At 63.7% G+C, this 14,371-nt stretch carries 14 protein-coding genes; 3 read left to right on the plus strand and 11 right to left on the minus strand.

From position 1 onward, the window contains the following. Positions 1-23 precede the first annotated feature (23 nt). The 3 genes from MHEC_RS21005 to MHEC_RS21015 all read left to right on the plus strand — a co-directional run bounded on the left by MHEC_RS21005 (position 24) and on the right by MHEC_RS21015 (position 2,076). Positions 24-320 carry a hypothetical protein gene (locus MHEC_RS21005; protein WP_048889585.1) on the plus strand — a complete coding sequence of 99 codons (297 nt, stop codon included), beginning with the start codon at positions 24-26 and terminating at the stop codon, positions 318-320. Positions 321-387: 67 nt separating this feature from the next. Beyond that, on the plus strand, positions 388-1,086 hold the full coding sequence (locus MHEC_RS21010) for a TetR/AcrR family transcriptional regulator (RefSeq protein WP_048889584.1): 699 nt from the start codon (positions 388-390) through the stop codon (positions 1,084-1,086). Between the two features lie 135 nt (positions 1,087-1,221). Beyond that, the gene (locus tag MHEC_RS21015) at positions 1,222-2,076 is read left to right on the plus strand and encodes a metal-dependent hydrolase (protein WP_082169463.1); all 855 of its coding nucleotides are present in this window, start codon (positions 1,222-1,224) and stop codon (positions 2,074-2,076) included. Between the two features lie 141 nt (positions 2,077-2,217). On the opposite strand, the gene MHEC_RS21020 is transcribed toward MHEC_RS21015, so the two are convergent. The 11 genes from MHEC_RS21020 to regX all read right to left on the minus strand — a co-directional run bounded on the left by MHEC_RS21020 (position 2,218) and on the right by regX (position 14,240). After that, positions 2,218-3,765, minus strand: a complete 1,548-nt coding sequence (locus MHEC_RS21020; protein ID WP_048889583.1) for a virulence factor Mce family protein — start codon at positions 3,763-3,765, stop codon at positions 2,218-2,220. A gap of 4 nt (positions 3,766-3,769) precedes the next feature. Further along, the gene (locus MHEC_RS21025) at positions 3,770-4,903 is read right to left on the minus strand and encodes a virulence factor Mce family protein (protein ID WP_048889582.1); all 1,134 of its coding nucleotides are present in this window, start codon (positions 4,901-4,903) and stop codon (positions 3,770-3,772) included. Next, positions 4,900-6,426 carry a virulence factor Mce family protein gene (locus tag MHEC_RS21030; protein WP_048889581.1) on the minus strand — a complete coding sequence of 509 codons (1,527 nt, stop codon included), beginning with the start codon at positions 6,424-6,426 and terminating at the stop codon, positions 4,900-4,902. Before MHEC_RS21030 ends, MHEC_RS21025 begins: the two co-directional genes overlap by 4 nt. Further along, positions 6,423-7,982 (minus strand): virulence factor Mce family protein, encoded by a 1,560-nt coding sequence (locus MHEC_RS21035; RefSeq protein WP_048889580.1) that lies wholly within the window; start codon positions 7,980-7,982, stop codon positions 6,423-6,425. The genes MHEC_RS21030 and MHEC_RS21035 overlap by 4 nt, the downstream gene beginning before the upstream one ends. Next, complete coding sequence (locus MHEC_RS21040; protein WP_048889579.1) at positions 7,979-9,019, minus strand: virulence factor Mce family protein; 1,041 nt, start codon at positions 9,017-9,019, stop codon at positions 7,979-7,981. Before MHEC_RS21040 ends, MHEC_RS21035 begins: the two co-directional genes overlap by 4 nt. After that, positions 9,016-10,233 (minus strand): MCE family protein, encoded by a 1,218-nt coding sequence (locus MHEC_RS21045; RefSeq protein WP_048889578.1) that lies wholly within the window; start codon positions 10,231-10,233, stop codon positions 9,016-9,018. The genes MHEC_RS21040 and MHEC_RS21045 overlap by 4 nt, the downstream gene beginning before the upstream one ends. A 3-nt stretch (positions 10,234-10,236) precedes the next feature. Continuing rightward, positions 10,237-11,106 (minus strand): ABC transporter permease, encoded by an 870-nt coding sequence (locus MHEC_RS21050; protein WP_048889577.1) that lies wholly within the window; start codon positions 11,104-11,106, stop codon positions 10,237-10,239. A gap of 1 nt (position 11,107) precedes the next feature. Further along, the gene (locus tag MHEC_RS21055) at positions 11,108-11,824 is read right to left on the minus strand and encodes an MlaE family ABC transporter permease (RefSeq protein WP_372507363.1); all 717 of its coding nucleotides are present in this window, start codon (positions 11,822-11,824) and stop codon (positions 11,108-11,110) included. A gap of 222 nt (positions 11,825-12,046) precedes the next feature. Continuing rightward, positions 12,047-12,715 carry a TetR/AcrR family transcriptional regulator gene (locus MHEC_RS21060; protein WP_048889575.1) on the minus strand — a complete coding sequence of 223 codons (669 nt, stop codon included), beginning with the start codon at positions 12,713-12,715 and terminating at the stop codon, positions 12,047-12,049. A gap of 86 nt (positions 12,716-12,801) precedes the next feature. Then, positions 12,802-13,101, minus strand: a complete 300-nt coding sequence (locus tag MHEC_RS21065) for a hypothetical protein (RefSeq protein WP_048889574.1) — start codon at positions 13,099-13,101, stop codon at positions 12,802-12,804. A 455-nt stretch (positions 13,102-13,556) separates the two neighbouring features. Beyond that, positions 13,557-14,240, minus strand: a complete 684-nt coding sequence (regX, locus tag MHEC_RS21070; protein ID WP_048889573.1) for a two-component sensory transduction protein RegX — start codon at positions 14,238-14,240, stop codon at positions 13,557-13,559. Positions 14,241-14,371: the final 131 nt, after the last annotated feature.

Here is a 14,371-nt window from a genome sequence, read left to right on the forward strand (position 1 = left end):
TGTATGACGGTTATCACCCGGAGATGGAAGCCGCGCATATCCGCAACGCCGCACGGCTCGAGCAGCTGCTCCACCGGGGCTGGCCGACGGCTGCGCACGTCGGCATTGACAGCGGCGAGCTCTCGTCCCTTCTTATCTGTGATGCCGACGGCGTCGACGATCGGCGCTCAGAAGTGGGATTGGGGCCGTTGACGGAGCAGATCGCACACCAGCGCAGTCAGGCCATCGCAAGCGACGAGAGGCCGCCAGCAGATTCCGCAACGGCGCGCGGCATACGCGATGTGGCGTCGCCGCGTGGGTTGGGCTGTGTAATCGGCTGAATCGGCACGTCGTACAAAACCCCGGCAACGGCACTGTTGCAGCAGGTCAACGGAATACCATTGGCTGGTGTCGACGGAGGCTGCTGGTCACGGGCGCCTCCCCGAATTGACCGGGGATGCCAGGGCCGATCGCTGGCGTGAGCACCGAGCGGCCGTACGGGCCGAGTTAGTCGAGGCCACCCTTCGGGCAATCGAAGAATACGGACCGGACCTCTCCATCGACGACGTCGTCAAGACCGCGGGTGTCACGCGGCCGAAGCTTTACCGGTTCTTCACTCACAAGGACAAATTGTTCAGCGCAGTCGGTGAACGCGTGCAAGCCATGGTGCTCGAGCGGGTCGTGCCGCGTTTCAGCCTCGCGGGCACCGCGCTGGACATGGTTCGCTCAGCGGTGGCCGCGTACGTCGACCTGGTTGATGAGCGGCCCAACCTCTTTCGCTTTCTGGTCGGCGCCCAGTTCACCGAACGCCGCTCGACCGAGGCCCTGCTTGAGGGCGGCAGGCCGCTTGCCAACGCCACGTGCGACGTCGTGGCGAGCGTTGTTCGGGCCCGCGGCGGAAACAGCGAGAACCTCCAATACGTCGTCGACGCTCTTCTCGGCGCGGTGGCGCTCGGCGTGCTGCGCTGGCTGAACGAGCCCAAGATCAGCAAGGCTGCACTCGTCGAGCAGCTGACCACCTTCGTCTGGGGCTCACTGGCGGCGACCGCTGCCGAGCGAGGCATCGCCGTCCACCCCGACGAGCAGCTGTCCGCCCAACCGCAATGACCGCCATCAGCGGCACTTGCGAACAACCCGTGACCGGGGGTACCGTCATCTACCGCACCTGGTACTCCTGGTACTAGTTACTGCATGTCCGACCAAGGGACGGTGGTCACGGTGAGCAGACACCAGCAGGCCGCGGTGGCGCACTCCCCCGAGAACTATCCGAGGACCCGGCGCATCCGGTTCCGGTTCGGCGAGGGGGACTCGTTGGCCAAGTACTTCGCCGACGACAACATCGCCCTCAGCCACTTCGTCGCCGGCTTGTCCGGAGTTTTTCCTCCCGGCGAGGATTCCTTCATTCGCTCGGTACGCCGTGTCACCGACCGGATCACCGATCCAGTTTTGAAGAAGCGGGTGGCCGGATTTATCGGCCAGGAATCAACGCACGGGCAGGAGCATCGCCATCTCAACGAGAAGCTCGTCGAAATGGGCTACCCAATTGCATGGCACGATTCACAACCATTGAAAGACAGGGTTATTCGATTCGAAGAGCGTGTGCCTGCCCGACTGCACCTAGCGGTCACCGCCGCCCTGGAACACTACACCGCGATGCTTGCGCAACGGGTGCTGTCCAGTGAGGAAGTCCAGGCAATCCCGGGTGATCCGGAGATCTGGCACCTGCTGAAGTGGCATGCACTGGAGGAGCTGGAGCACAAGTCGGTGGCCTTCGACGTCTACCGGGCGATCGGCGGGTCCGAGCGGATGCGAATCGCGGTGATGGCCATTCTGATTGCGCTGACCATCCCGCTTGTGACAATCGAACTGGCGATCTCGCTAGCCTATGACCCAGTGGCGCGCCGACATCCGCTTCGGGTGGCTCGCGAGATGCGTGAGCTGTACCGGGGACCGTTGCTGAAAGGCACGCTGCGCGACGCCGCGAAGTACCTGAGACCGGGCTTCCACCCCGACGACATCGACACAACGGCACTGCTGCAGCGTTGGAAGCAAGAGCTTTTCGGCTCCGAGGGCGCCCTCCTCGACCACTTGCGCTGATTCTGCGCCGGCAAGCACCCGGTGGGGCTGAGTGTGCGGTTTCGTGCGCGACGCGCCGCCGTACGGGCGTATAAACCTGCAAACCTGCACTATCGCCGCGGATGCGGCTAGGCGTGCCGGATACCCTTGGGCGACAGGTTTTCAGCCGCCTGCGAACATGTCCTTCCACCCCTCGTCGCCGGTGTGCCCCGAGTTCTGCAGGGAATATTTGACGCCGTCGGACCTGACCACCTCGCCGCTGGACGGACTGTAGATCGCCGCGGGGGCGCCGCTGGGCGTGTAAACACACGGGTTGGGCTGCTGCCCGTTGCACTGCACGGTCCCAGATCCGGGCCGCTGCAGCGGATCGCTGACCGGCGGCGGCGTCCCCGGCACCTGGTCCGCCGGCGCCGGGTTGAGGCCGTTGTTGATCGACGGCGCCGGAATCACCTTGCCCGGGTCGACCGGTTGGTCACATCGCGCACCGGGTGCCGGACAGTTACGGATCTGGTTGGGGTCGCCGTACCAGGGGTTGGTGCCCAAGGGAACGTACGGTTGATCGCTTCGACACTCGCGCGGCGTGGCAGCGCGTTTGCCCGGCACGTCGACACAGGGATAGTTGCGGGCCCCGCGCACCGCGTTGGCGGGAGTGTCTTTCGGGATCTTGCAGTAGGTCCCGGCCGGCAAAGGCGCGGTGCTGGTGTCGGCGGGTGACCGCCACTGCGACGGCGGAAGGAATCCGGTAAGGCACGGAGGCGGATTGTTGAACGCGAAGTTGAAGTCCAACATCACCGATCCCGGATTTGCCGCCAGTGTGGTCTGCGCAATCGAGGCGATCTCGGGCAAGAACACCAGCAACTGTTCGGCATTTCTGTTGTAACGCTTAAGCATGTCGGCGACGACTTCCAGGTTGGCCAGAGTCTGCGGCAACGACTCGCGGACGTCGCTGAACACGTCGGTGACCTGATCTGCCGTCGGCGCCGCCTGCGACAGGATGCGTTGCACGCGGTGATCGTTCTGCGCGGTCTGCGCGGCTAAGATGTCCAGGTTTTGCGACCACGTCTCGATCTCGTCGCTCGAGTCGACCTGACTGTCCAGGATCGGCGTCGAATGCTCGATGATGTCGTCGACGTCGGAGATGTTGGTCTTGAAGTCACCGACGATGGCCTGGGTGGAGTCGACCAGCCGTTGCAACGCCGGACCCAATCCCCCTACCGCCCTTGCTGTTTCGTCGAGCAGCGACGAGATCTTGTCCTTCGGCAGCACCGCGAGCCCGCGGTTGGCGGCATCGAGTGCCGGGCCGATTTCACGGGGCACGGTGCCCCTGGTGATGGTCTGCCCGGGAGCGAAGAACTTGCCCGGATTGCCTGGCGACACCAGGTCCAGGTACTGCTCGCCGACCGCCGACACCGAGTGCACGTTGGCTGAGGCGTCAATCGGGATCTTGTAGCGGTTGTCGATGCTGAGGGTCGCTCGTGCGCCCGTTGCCGTCGGCTCGACTTTAGTCACCTTGCCGATCTGGATTCCCCGGTAGGTCACGTTGGACGTCCGGTACAGGCCACCCGACGCCGGCAGCTCCGCTGTCAGCGTGTACTGACCGATTCCGACCAGGCTCGGGACACGGAGGTAATACCAGCCCAGGGTGACCAGCGCGATCACCGTCAAGATGGCGAAGACGATGAGCTGGTTGCGGATAAAGCGCGTCAGCATTGTCCTACTCGCCCCGCTCTACGGGCGCGTCAGCCGGGTTGGGAGTGAATCGGATGTCTGGGATCATCGTCGCGGGATCGCGCCCCCACGACTGCTCGAGAGCGCGCAGGGCGCCTGAGAACCCGGTTCCGCTAAGGATCGCGTTGTCGACGGTGCTCAGCGTCAAATCGAACGAGCCGGAAACGTTGATGTAGTCGCCCCGCACGATTTTCGGCAGGGCGTCCATGGTGAACGGCGGTGAGAGCAACAGATTCAGCGATTGGACCAGATACGGCGCGGCGCGCCCGAGTTGCTTGAGCGGTCGCTGCAGCGACTGCAGGTCTTGGTGGAGACTGCCCTGGGAAGCCGACAATGCCTGATTGGCAACATCGCTGATCCGCCCGATGGCATCGATCGCGTCGGCGAACAAATCACGTTTCTGCGCGAAATAGTGGAGAAGTGGCGGAAATTCGGTGAGCACCCGCTCAACGGTGGCTGATCGCTTGCCGGCATACGACAGCAGCCGGTTGGTGGAATCGATTGCGCGCGCGATGTCTTCGCGTTGCTGGTTGACCTCCCTGGTGAAGGTGTCGAGTTTGGTGAGGAAATCCCGGACCTGGCCGGCTCGCCCGGTCACGATGTTGTAGACCTCGTTTTGGACGACCTCGAGGTTGGGGATGCCGCCGCCGCGTAAGACGACGGCTAGGCTGGCCAACGTCTGCTCGATAGAGGGATAGGCCGAGGAGTTCTTCAGCGGGATGGTGTCACCGTCTTTGAGTGGTTCCGGCGACGGGTTGCGCGGTGCGGCCAACTCCACGTGCTGAGACCCCAGTAGGCTAGTCTGGCCGATCTTCGCGGTGGCGTTCTTGGGCAGCCGGACCCCTCTGTCGATGCTGAGGGTCAGGGTGGCAACCCAGTTCTTCAGTTCGATTTTTCGCACCGTTCCGGCGAAGACGTCGGCGACCAAGACCCGGCTATTACCGTTGAGCGCCAACGTATCCGGCATCTGCAGGTAGACTGTGTAGGAGCCCGCGGCGCTGCCGGGTCCGCCGGGGATTGGCACATTGGCGATCCCGCGCCACCCGCATGAGCTGAGCACGATGGTGGCCACCAACAGGGCTAGCCCCAGCCAGGCCCAGTGGCCGATGCGGGAGATCATCGGCCCAGTCCCGGTGGCGTAGGCGGGGCAGCCGTCGGCGAGGGTAGGGGCTGGGGGTACCACGGCGGCGGCAACGGGTTGTTCTCGTCATACGCATTGGGTGGTCCGGACATCGTCTGCCCTGGCGGTGGAGGTGTGATGTCGGGACCACCCATGAGCTCCGCCAACGATTCTGGTGTAAGCAAGGCGGCCGTTGCCGGCTGAACTCGGACCCCCTGCAGGCCTGGCGCGACAATCCAGCCGGGTTCGGAGTTGCGGTGCGACCACGGCGTGTCGCGCGCAAAGATGCCGGGGACGGTGGTGTCCTTGTACCCGGGCGGCGGCCGCAGTCGCGGCTCGGAGTACGCGATGTTTTTGGGCAGCGTGTCAGCGGTGCTGAACAGGTTCATTCCGAACGGGAAGTAGTTGAATTTGATGGCGTCGAGTATCGGTGCCAGGTATTGGGCGCACAGTTCGGCCGACTCTTGATAGCCGAGCCGGCTGCCGGCCTGAATTGCGCTGCAAATGAACTGCATTGGGTTGGCGAAATTGACCAGCGCCGGCACCCCGGTGAGCCCACCGTGTGCAGGCTCGTAGATGCCGAGGATGTTCGCGGCGAAATGCGGCAGTACGTGCAGTCCGGTCTCGAGGCCGTCTTGCGCGGACGGTTGCACAAGCGCGGTCGTCGCGTCGCCGAGGTTGTTGACGTCACGGGTCAGCACCTCGCGGTTTTCGGCGAAGAACTTCCGGGCGGTGGACAGCAGGGTGTCGGTTTGCTGCACGGCGCTGGCGAGGGCGTGGTCGGAGCTGGCCAAGCTGTTGGTGAACCGCGCTAGGTCGCGGTTGAGCGCGACGAACCGCCTATCGTCTTTGTGGAGTGCGTTGACGAACGAGGCCAGGCTGCGCAGGACGGCGAAGAAGTCGCCGCGGCCCTCGTTCAGCGCGGTCAACGCCTGCGACAAGCTGGTCAAAGTGGTGTTGATCTGAGCACCCTTGCCCGCCAGCCCATCGGCGAACGACTCGACGATGTCGCCGAACGGACCCCTGGGCTGGTCCTTGGTCGGGCCAAGCCTGGAAATGATATTGGTGACCTGGTTGCGCAGGTCGTCCCACTCGACCGGCACCTGGGTGCGCTCGATCGGGATCACCGCGTTGTCGCCCAGCACCGGACCGCCCCGGTATGGCGGTTCCAGTTGGATCGTCCGGGACGCCACCAGGCTTGGGTTGAGGATCACCGCCGACGCGTTGGCCGGCACCTTGTACTTGTTCTGGTAGTGAAATGTCACTTTCATCTTGTCGCCGGCCGCCTCGATGGTGTCGACGGAACCGATTCGCACGCCCATGATTTGGACTTTGTCCCCGGCGTAGAGCGCGTTTGCCTGCGCGAAGTAGGCCACCACGGTGCTGTTGGTGAGTTTGTGGTAGAGCCGCCAGCCGGAGAATGCCGCCGCCAGGCCGACCACTGTCACAAGCGATGCCACGATCACCGATGTCCGCGACAGCTTCGGCAGCCGCAGCTGACGGATATCGAAAATGGTGCTCATCGGCTGCTACCTCCGGTGCCGTCTGGCGTGATGAACGGAGCAGGGAGTTGCGGACCCGGTCCAGGTGGTGCCGGCGGCCCCGGGGGCAGCGGCGCCGCCGGCACCACAGGTGGCGGAACCGGCCCTGCTACCGGTCCCAGTGGTTCGGTGCGTGCTCCCGGCGGCGCGTTAGGTGGAAGCGGCACCGCTGCGCCGGGCACGTCCGGGGGTGCCTCGCCGGGCCGTCCGGCAATCGGGATGCCGGGGGTCGGCGGCTGGCCGGTCGGGTTTGGCGCGGAAGTCTGGACATCGGGTGGGGCCAAGTTCGGCCACGACAACGCACCAAAGGGACCCTGGTTCTGATCTATGCCTGCGCACGGCAACGGATTCCACGGCCGGGGCAGGAGGTCTTGCGTCGGCGTGTACGAGCACGGCGTCCCAGGCGGGACGGCGGGTCCCGGATGATCTGGTGTACCCTCCAGCACCGGCGGCGCGGGTGGCGGCGCCCCGTTCGGTAAGCGGGTGCCGTTGGGGTCGGGGAACCGGAAGGCGGGCAATCCGGCGTTGCGCCAGAACTCTTCGGGGTCGATGCCCCGCTTCTTGAACGCCGCGTCCACCCACGGCTGCAAGATCTGATAGGGCAACAGGTTGGCGATCATCACTTTGAAGTAAGGCCCGGAGCTGACCGCCTCGCTAAGCGCCGCGGTGTAGTTGCGCAGGCTGATCAGCACGGCGACGAGGTCGTCTTTGTGCTTGACCAGCATGTCGGTGACGACGCGCAGCTGCTCGAGCACATGGTGCAAGTTGGGGTTGTCGGTGATCAGTCCCTGCAGCTGTGTTGAGAACGCGGAGACGTTGCGCAACAGCGTGTCGATGGCACGTCCGCGTTCGTTGAAAGCTGCCAACAGGGTCTGCGTGTTCACCAGCAACCGATCGATCTGCTCACTGCGATCACCCAGAACCTTGGCCACTTTTCTGGCTTGGGCGACAAGGTGTTTGATCTCTTCATCACGCTTGCCGAGGGTGTCGGAGAATCTGGCCACCCCGTCCAGCGCGGCGCTAAGGTGCGGGTAGGTCTGATCGATGGTGTGCGACAAAACGTTTAGCGACCGTTTGACGGTGTCGATATCCCAACCGGCAGCGGCCTTGGTGACATCGAAGAAGGCGTCGTAAATCTGATACGGCGTGGTGCTTTGGCCGAGCGGTAGGGCGGCGCCCGGCCGAAGCCTGGCCGTGCCCCGCGGTTCGACTTCGAGCACCCTCTTGCCCAGGATGGTGTCGGTCTTGATCGCGAGCCGACTTTCGGTTCCGATCAGGTGAGTCCCGGTCGAGAACTTCACCTTGATGTGGTCGCCGTCGATCTCGACCGCTTCCACTTTGCCGACGTCCTTGCCGGCGATGCGCACTTTGTCGCCCTTGCCCACGCCCCCGGAATCGCTGAACTGCCCGTAATAGCTGGGCTGGGCGAAGAGCATCGGGACACTGGTAAGGCTTTGACCCACACCGACCGTGAGGACCGCCACCACGATGGCCATCACCCCGACGCGGACCCGGTTGGTCGGTTCGAGTGTTCTCATTGCAGAGTGCACCTACCCGTCGGCTGATGGAAGAGCCTGACCGTGCGCACCGGGCCGCCCGGTTGAAGCCCGTTGACCTTGAGCGACACGTCGCATAGGTAGAAGTTGAAAAAATCGCCGTAAATACCTCCGGTGCGCCCGATGAGGTTGAACGCCTTCGGCGTTTTGGTCAGCAGGTCGTCGAGCTGGTCTCGCTGGTCGACGAGCGGCTGGGCGACGGCCTCCAAATAACCGATAGTGCTGTGCACCAGAGCGCGGTTGTCGGCGAGCAGGTCGGCTACCGTTCCGGCGGCATTGCTGATGTGCGCGACGCTGGCGGCCAACGGATCGGCCCGCTGCTGCAGACCAGTGATCAGCTTTTCGAAATCATCGACGGTGCGGTCGAATTCGGTTCGGTGCTTGACGGTGATTTCCAACAAGGTGTTCAAATTGGTGATCACCTCGCCGATGGCCCGGTCGCGATCGGCCAAGTGCGCAGTGAGCTGAGCGGTCTGGTCAAGGATGTCGTTGATGGTGCCGCCCTGACCCTGGAAGACGGTGATGATCGCCGACGCGATCGTGTTGACCTTGTCCGGATCCAGCGCCCGAAACAGCGGCTTGAAACCGCCGATCAACGCGTCGAGGTCCAGGGCGGGCTGTGTATGCGACAACGGGATTAGTCCGCCTGGCGACAGGATACGGTCGGCCCCGTCCCCCTGGCCGCGATCCAGTTCTACGTATCGGTTGCCGATCAAATCCTGGTAGCGGATGTGCGCGGTCGTCGACTGAAACAGCTGCAGCGAGCGGTCGACGGAGAATTCCACGCGTATTCGCCTGTCGTCGTCGACCAGGTCGACTCTTTTGACCTTGCCGACCTCAACGCCGTGGGCGCGGACGAATTGGCCGACACGTAGCCCGCTTGCGTTGCTGAACTCCGCCGCATAGCTGCTGGTTTTGTCGAAGCGCACCTGCCCGAAGACGATGACGATGATGACGGTGAACGCCAACTGCACCGACGCGATGGCGGCAAGTCGGACAACTGTGCCGGTGAGTTTCATGGGTTGATCGTGTTCTCCCCGTACTGTCGTCCCCACACGTATTCGATGCCGAGAGGCTGGCTGAGCTCGAAGTGGTTGTAGGGAGCAATGCTGTTGCCGGTGTCCATCACCAGATACGGCGCTGGCCACAGGTCGCGGGTGATGGGTTGCCAGCACCCCGGCGCGCCGCCGGGTCCGCCTCTGGCGTTTGTCCGAGGCAGGTTGTCGGGATAGACGTACGGGTTTTCGCCGCCGACGATCGCGGCGCCCAGCTGTGCGGCATATCTGTTGCCGCTTTCCACCGCGGTGATTTTGGGGACGAGATCGGCGATGTTGCGGATGGTGCAGAACAGCTCGGGGCTGTAGGTATCCAACAGCCGGGCCGTGGCCACCAGGTCGGCGGCCACACGCACGAGATAGGGCTGGCTTCGTTTGAGGATCTGCTCGCCGGTGTTGCCGAAGCCGGCCGCCGCCAAAAGTGCAGTGTCCAAATCTTTTTGCTGATGGTTGAGGGTGCGCGCGGTGGTCACCGCGTTGTCGAGGAAGTCGAAGAGATCGGGCGCGGCCTGGGCGTAGGTGTCGGCTAAAGCCGCGAGTTGCCGGATGTCGTGGCGGATGGTCGGCATCCGCGAATTGACGTCGTCGAGGATGGTGTTGCCGTTGACGATCGATGCTCCGAATTTGTCGCCCAACCCGCTCAGCGCCTCGGCGGCGGCGCTGAGCGTCAGGTTCACCTTGACCGGGTCGACCTTCTCCGAAATCTCGGTGATCGTCTGGAACAGCGTATTGAATTCGGTGGTCACCGATCTTGCGTCGATCACATGCTTGGGCGTGATCCGTTGTGGTGAGGGATTTTTCGGCGAGCTGAAAGCGACATACTTGTTGCCGAATACTGTGGTGGCAACGACCTTGGCGGTCACGTTGGCTGGAATCAGTTCGATGTACTTGGGGTTCACGTCGAGTGACAACCTGGCTGCGGGCTGCCCATCGTGCTGGACTTCGGCAATGTCGGCTACCCGACCGACGCTCACGCCGTTATAGGTAACCTTCGCCCCGCGATCCATCACCAGCCCGGCCCGCGGGGCAAGCATCGTCAACCGCGTCTTGGCGCTGAAGTCGCCACGAAACTGCGCGTATGTCAACGCAAGGACGAGCATGCAAGCCAGCAATAGCCCCAAGCCCGCCAGTTTGTCCGGCCACGTACGCGGCGTCCGGTGCGTCGTCGGGATCGTCATGGGCTACACCGTGAGGTTGAAATTCGGGTCGACGCCATAGAGCCCCATCGAGGTCAGCAAGACTACGATGACCGTCGAGACCAGCGAGAAGCGCATGGACCGGCCGACGGCTTGCCCCACACCGACGGGACCGCCGCTGGCGTTGTATCCGTAGTAGCAGTGCGTGATCATCACGATCAGCGCGATGACGACGACTTCTACGCCCGACCACACCGCGTCCTCGGTGCGCAAGAACGTGCGGAAGTAGTGCTCGTAGGTGCCCACCGACTGTCCGTAGAACAGCGTGGTGACGGTCTGGCCCGACAGGAACGACATGACCAGCGCCATCGCGTACAGCGGGATGATTACCACCAACCCGGCAACGACGCGGGTCGACACCAAGAATGCGATCGATTTAATGCCCATGACTTCGAGGGCGTCGATTTCCTCGCTGATGCGCATGGCACCCAATTCGGCTGTGGCACCGGCGCCTACCGTGGCCGCGAGTGCGATGCCGGTGACGACCGCGGTGACTACCCGCACGTTGGCCAGGGCGGCGAAAAACCCGGTGAATGCCTCAACACCGATGTTGCCCAACGACGCGAAGCCCTGGATGGCGATCAGCGAGCCACCGGAGAGCGTCGTGAATCCGATGATCGCCACAGTGCCGCCGATGACTGCCATCGCCCCGGTGCCCATGCCGATCTGGGCGATAAGCCGCAGCGTCTCGATGCGGTAGCGGCGCAGCGCCCACCCCGTTGACCAGGTGCCCGCCGCGGCGAATCGCGCCAGATGCCCTGCCTCGTCGAGTGCACGGGAGGCACCGCCGACGTAGCGGTTGATCGCCGCGACGGTGCGGGGGTATCGGGCGCGCAGAACGGTCGCGGTCGACATGTCAACGCCCCGTCCCGAAGCGCACGCCGATGGTCGTGAGCACGACATTGACGGCGAACAGCGCGAGCACGCACAACACCAGCGTCTCGTTGACCGCGGTGCCGACGCCCTTGGGACCGCCCTTGGTCGTCAGCCCGCGATAGCATCCGACCAGTCCGGCGATTAGCCCGAACACGGCGGCCTTGATGGTCGCGATGACCACCTCGGGCAGACCGGTGATGAGGGTCAGCGTGGCCAGGTAAGCGCCGCCGGACACGTTTTGGATCTCGACCCCGAAGAAGAAGCCGCCCACCAAGCCGATGGTGATGACGGTGCCGTTGAGCAGTGTGGCGACGACGGTTGCCGCGACGACGCGCGGAGCCACCAGCCGGTAGATGGGGTCGATGCCGAGCACCTCCATCGCGTCGATCTCCTCACGGATCGTGCGTGCACCTAAGTCGGCGCAGATGGCCGTCGATCCGGCACCGGCGATCACCAAGACCGTGGTCAGCGGTCCCAGCTGAGTGACCGCGCCCAGCGCTGCCCCTGCGCCCGAAACGTCAGCGGCGCCAAACGCAGCCAGCAAGGTGTTGAGCGTGAAGATGATGAGCACGGTCAGCGGGATGGATACCGCGATGGTGGGAAGCAGCGCCACCCGCATGATGAACCAGCACTGCTCAATGAACTCGCGCCACTGGAAAGGCGTTCTACACAATGCCTTTCCGGTCAGCACACACATGCGGGCGAACCCGCCGACGACGCCCAACGGTGCCTGAAGTTGGTCGCGGACGTAGTCACTGAGCCGTGTCGGTGCCGTCGGCGCCGTCGTGTGAGCCACGGCGCCTACTATGATACTGACCGCACGTATAGTCAAGTACGGGCTTAACTGCGGTTCTGCCGTGTCGCCTGGTGCGCCGTAGCCGGTCGTAGGCCCAGCGGGCTAACGGCACGGCAAGGATTGCTAACCCTGGCCGGCGACCGTGGCGAGGCATTCTCGTACCAGAGCAACGATGTCGCCTTCCGGATCGGTCCATCGGCTAAGGCCCAAGCGGTCGAACAGCAGCCCGCCAAGGAATATGTCGACGAATGCCGCGCCCACCTGCTCTGGCGTGCGCGAGTCGCGGCGATCGAACCACACCCACATCCACTGCAGCGACCCCCACAGCTGCCACGCCGCGAGTTCGCTGTCTACCTGCCGGAACACGCCTTCCCCTATGCCCCTGTCGATTTCGGCAACCGTGAGCGCCTGAAGATCGCGCCGCTGCTTGCGCACTTTCCGCATCACTGGATCGTCCGACAACTGCACGACCTCGCGCTGGCTGGCGACCGTGGCGTCGCGCGCCAGCACCTGCATGAGCACGGAGGCGAAGATGACCGCGGCTATCCGTTCCTGCGGGGTAACGAGGCGATCCCACAGCATCCGGGTAACGGAAAGTTGGCGCGCCAGGTGCGTTTCCTCGAGTTCACGCAGCATCTGGGCCTTGGTGCCGAAGTGGTGGACGATGGTGCCCTTTGACATGCCGAGTTCGTCGGCAATGTCACCGATATTCGTTCTCTCATAGCCACGCTCGGCGACATAGCGGACGAAAGCGTCGAGAATCTCACCACGCCGGCCAGCCGATCTGGGCACTTAAGACCTCCGCTGAACTTAACCGTACGGACGGTCTATGTTACACCCAGACGGCCATCGACTAGCCCGGCCCTAGCCTGAGGCCTTCAGCGCAACGCAACCTCGCTCGGCGAAGTGGCAGCGGTCGGCGCCGTCACGGCATAGGTGCCCGTTGTGGGGTCTGGTTTGACGTCGCCTTCCGTGTACACCGTCATCAACTCCTTGCCGTCGCGATCGGTGAAGCACACGTAGGTGTCGGTCTCCGCGTCATACCCGAACATGCCCCAAGCTAACAAGTACGCCAAACAGCCGCCGTCATGATCCGCTATGACGATCTTGTGAACGCCGCACTCCCGCAACATCTTTGCGTCTTCGGCACCCATTCGATGGCTTTGGTCGTCATACATGTCTGCCCCTTACATGTGTTGTCACGTGGATTATCCGAACTCTGTTTCGCAGGACGAGCCGCTTTGACCTTTCACAGTAAAAACCGGTGCCTCAAGTCATATGGCACCTCCTCGGAGCGGAAAGACGGAACGCGGGCAGACCAGTTCGGCTGGACCTCCACCGCTGGCAACTTCGTTTCGTGGCACATCTGGAGCGCACCGCACGATTACTGGTGAAACAAAGTGCGCGAGCGCCATTGCACGTCCCGTCTGTAATCACGTGAAATATCGCGCTTCGTAACGCGGTACTTTACGGTATTTTTAAAAATATCCCTATAACGCGCGTCAGGCGTGTCACACCGTGAATTGGGCGCGTTGCGCGACGCCCTTTGTGGTTGACGGAGCGGTTTACGACCCCGGCAGACAGCATATTGGCCGTCACTGGCGAGGCGTTGTCATGCGCGAGCTGCCCGCGCTTAGCCCTCCAGCTTGTAACCCAGGCCGCGCACCGTCACCAGGTGCACCGGATTGGCCGGATCAGCTTCGATCTTGGAGCGCAGCCGCTTGACGTGGACATCGAGGGTTTTGGTGTCGCCGACGTAGTCCGCGCCCCACACCCGATCGATCAGCTGGCCGCGGGTCAGCACGCGGCCACTGTTGCGCATCAGGTACTCGAGCAGGTCGAACTCTTTGAGCGGCAAGGTAATTGGCTTGCCATTCACTGAGACAATGTGCCGCTCAACATCCATCCGCACCGGTCCGGCTTCCAGGACGCCGTCGCTGACTTCCGAGTCGTCGTCGCCGCCCCGGCGAAGCACGGCACGAATACGCGCGATCAGCTCGCGCGCCGAATACGGTTTGGTCACGTAGTCATCCGCACCCAGCTCCAACCCCACTACCTTGTCGATTTCGCTGTCGCGGGCGGTGACCATGATCACCGGCACGCTGGAACGGGCCCGCAGCTGCTTGCACACGTCGGTGCCGGACATGCCCGGCAGCATCAAGTCGAGCAGCACAATGTCCGCGCCGGCCCGGTCGAACTCGGCCAGTGCCGATGGACCGTCGGTGACGACGGTCGCTTCGAATCCCTCGCGGCGCAACAAAAATGCGAGGGGATCGGCCAGCGACTCCTCGTCCTCCACGATCAGTACGCTAGTCATCGGCGCCACTCCTCCTCATCGCTGCGCTCTGCATCGTCGTCGGCGCGTGTCATCGGCGCCACTCCTCCTCATCGCTGCGCTCTGCATCGTCGTCGGCGCGTGTCATCGGCGCCACTCCTCCTCATCGCTGC

This window comes from Mycobacterium heckeshornense (genome assembly GCF_016592155.1).
Taxonomy (GTDB): domain Bacteria; phylum Actinomycetota; class Actinomycetes; order Mycobacteriales; family Mycobacteriaceae; genus Mycobacterium; species Mycobacterium heckeshornense.

What these genes read in the sequence shown, in the direction of transcription:
- MHEC_RS21020 (WP_048889583.1), bottom strand. Translation starts at nt 3,765, where the DNA reads ATGCTGACGCGCTTTATCCGCAACCAGCTCATCGTCTTCGCCATCTTG.
- MHEC_RS21025 (WP_048889582.1), bottom strand. Translation starts at nt 4,903, where the DNA reads ATGATCTCCCGCATCGGCCACTGGGCCTGGCTGGGGCTAGCCCTGTTG.
- MHEC_RS21045 (WP_048889578.1), bottom strand. Translation starts at nt 10,233, where the DNA reads ATGACGATCCCGACGACGCACCGGACGCCGCGTACGTGGCCGGACAAA.
- MHEC_RS21005 (WP_048889585.1), top strand. Translation starts at nt 24, where the DNA reads ATGGAAGCCGCGCATATCCGCAACGCCGCACGGCTCGAGCAGCTGCTC.
- MHEC_RS21040 (WP_048889579.1), bottom strand. Translation starts at nt 9,019, where the DNA reads ATGAAACTCACCGGCACAGTTGTCCGACTTGCCGCCATCGCGTCGGTG.
- MHEC_RS21030 (WP_048889581.1), bottom strand. Translation starts at nt 6,426, where the DNA reads ATGAGCACCATTTTCGATATCCGTCAGCTGCGGCTGCCGAAGCTGTCG.
- MHEC_RS21055 (WP_372507363.1), bottom strand. Translation starts at nt 11,824, where the DNA reads ATGTGTGTGCTGACCGGAAAGGCATTGTGTAGAACGCCTTTCCAGTGG.
- regX (WP_048889573.1), bottom strand. Translation starts at nt 14,240, where the DNA reads ATGACTAGCGTACTGATCGTGGAGGACGAGGAGTCGCTGGCCGATCCC.
- MHEC_RS21065 (WP_048889574.1), bottom strand. Translation starts at nt 13,101, where the DNA reads ATGTATGACGACCAAAGCCATCGAATGGGTGCCGAAGACGCAAAGATG.
- MHEC_RS21035 (WP_048889580.1), bottom strand. Translation starts at nt 7,982, where the DNA reads ATGAGAACACTCGAACCGACCAACCGGGTCCGCGTCGGGGTGATGGCC.
- MHEC_RS21050 (WP_048889577.1), bottom strand. Translation starts at nt 11,106, where the DNA reads ATGTCGACCGCGACCGTTCTGCGCGCCCGATACCCCCGCACCGTCGCG.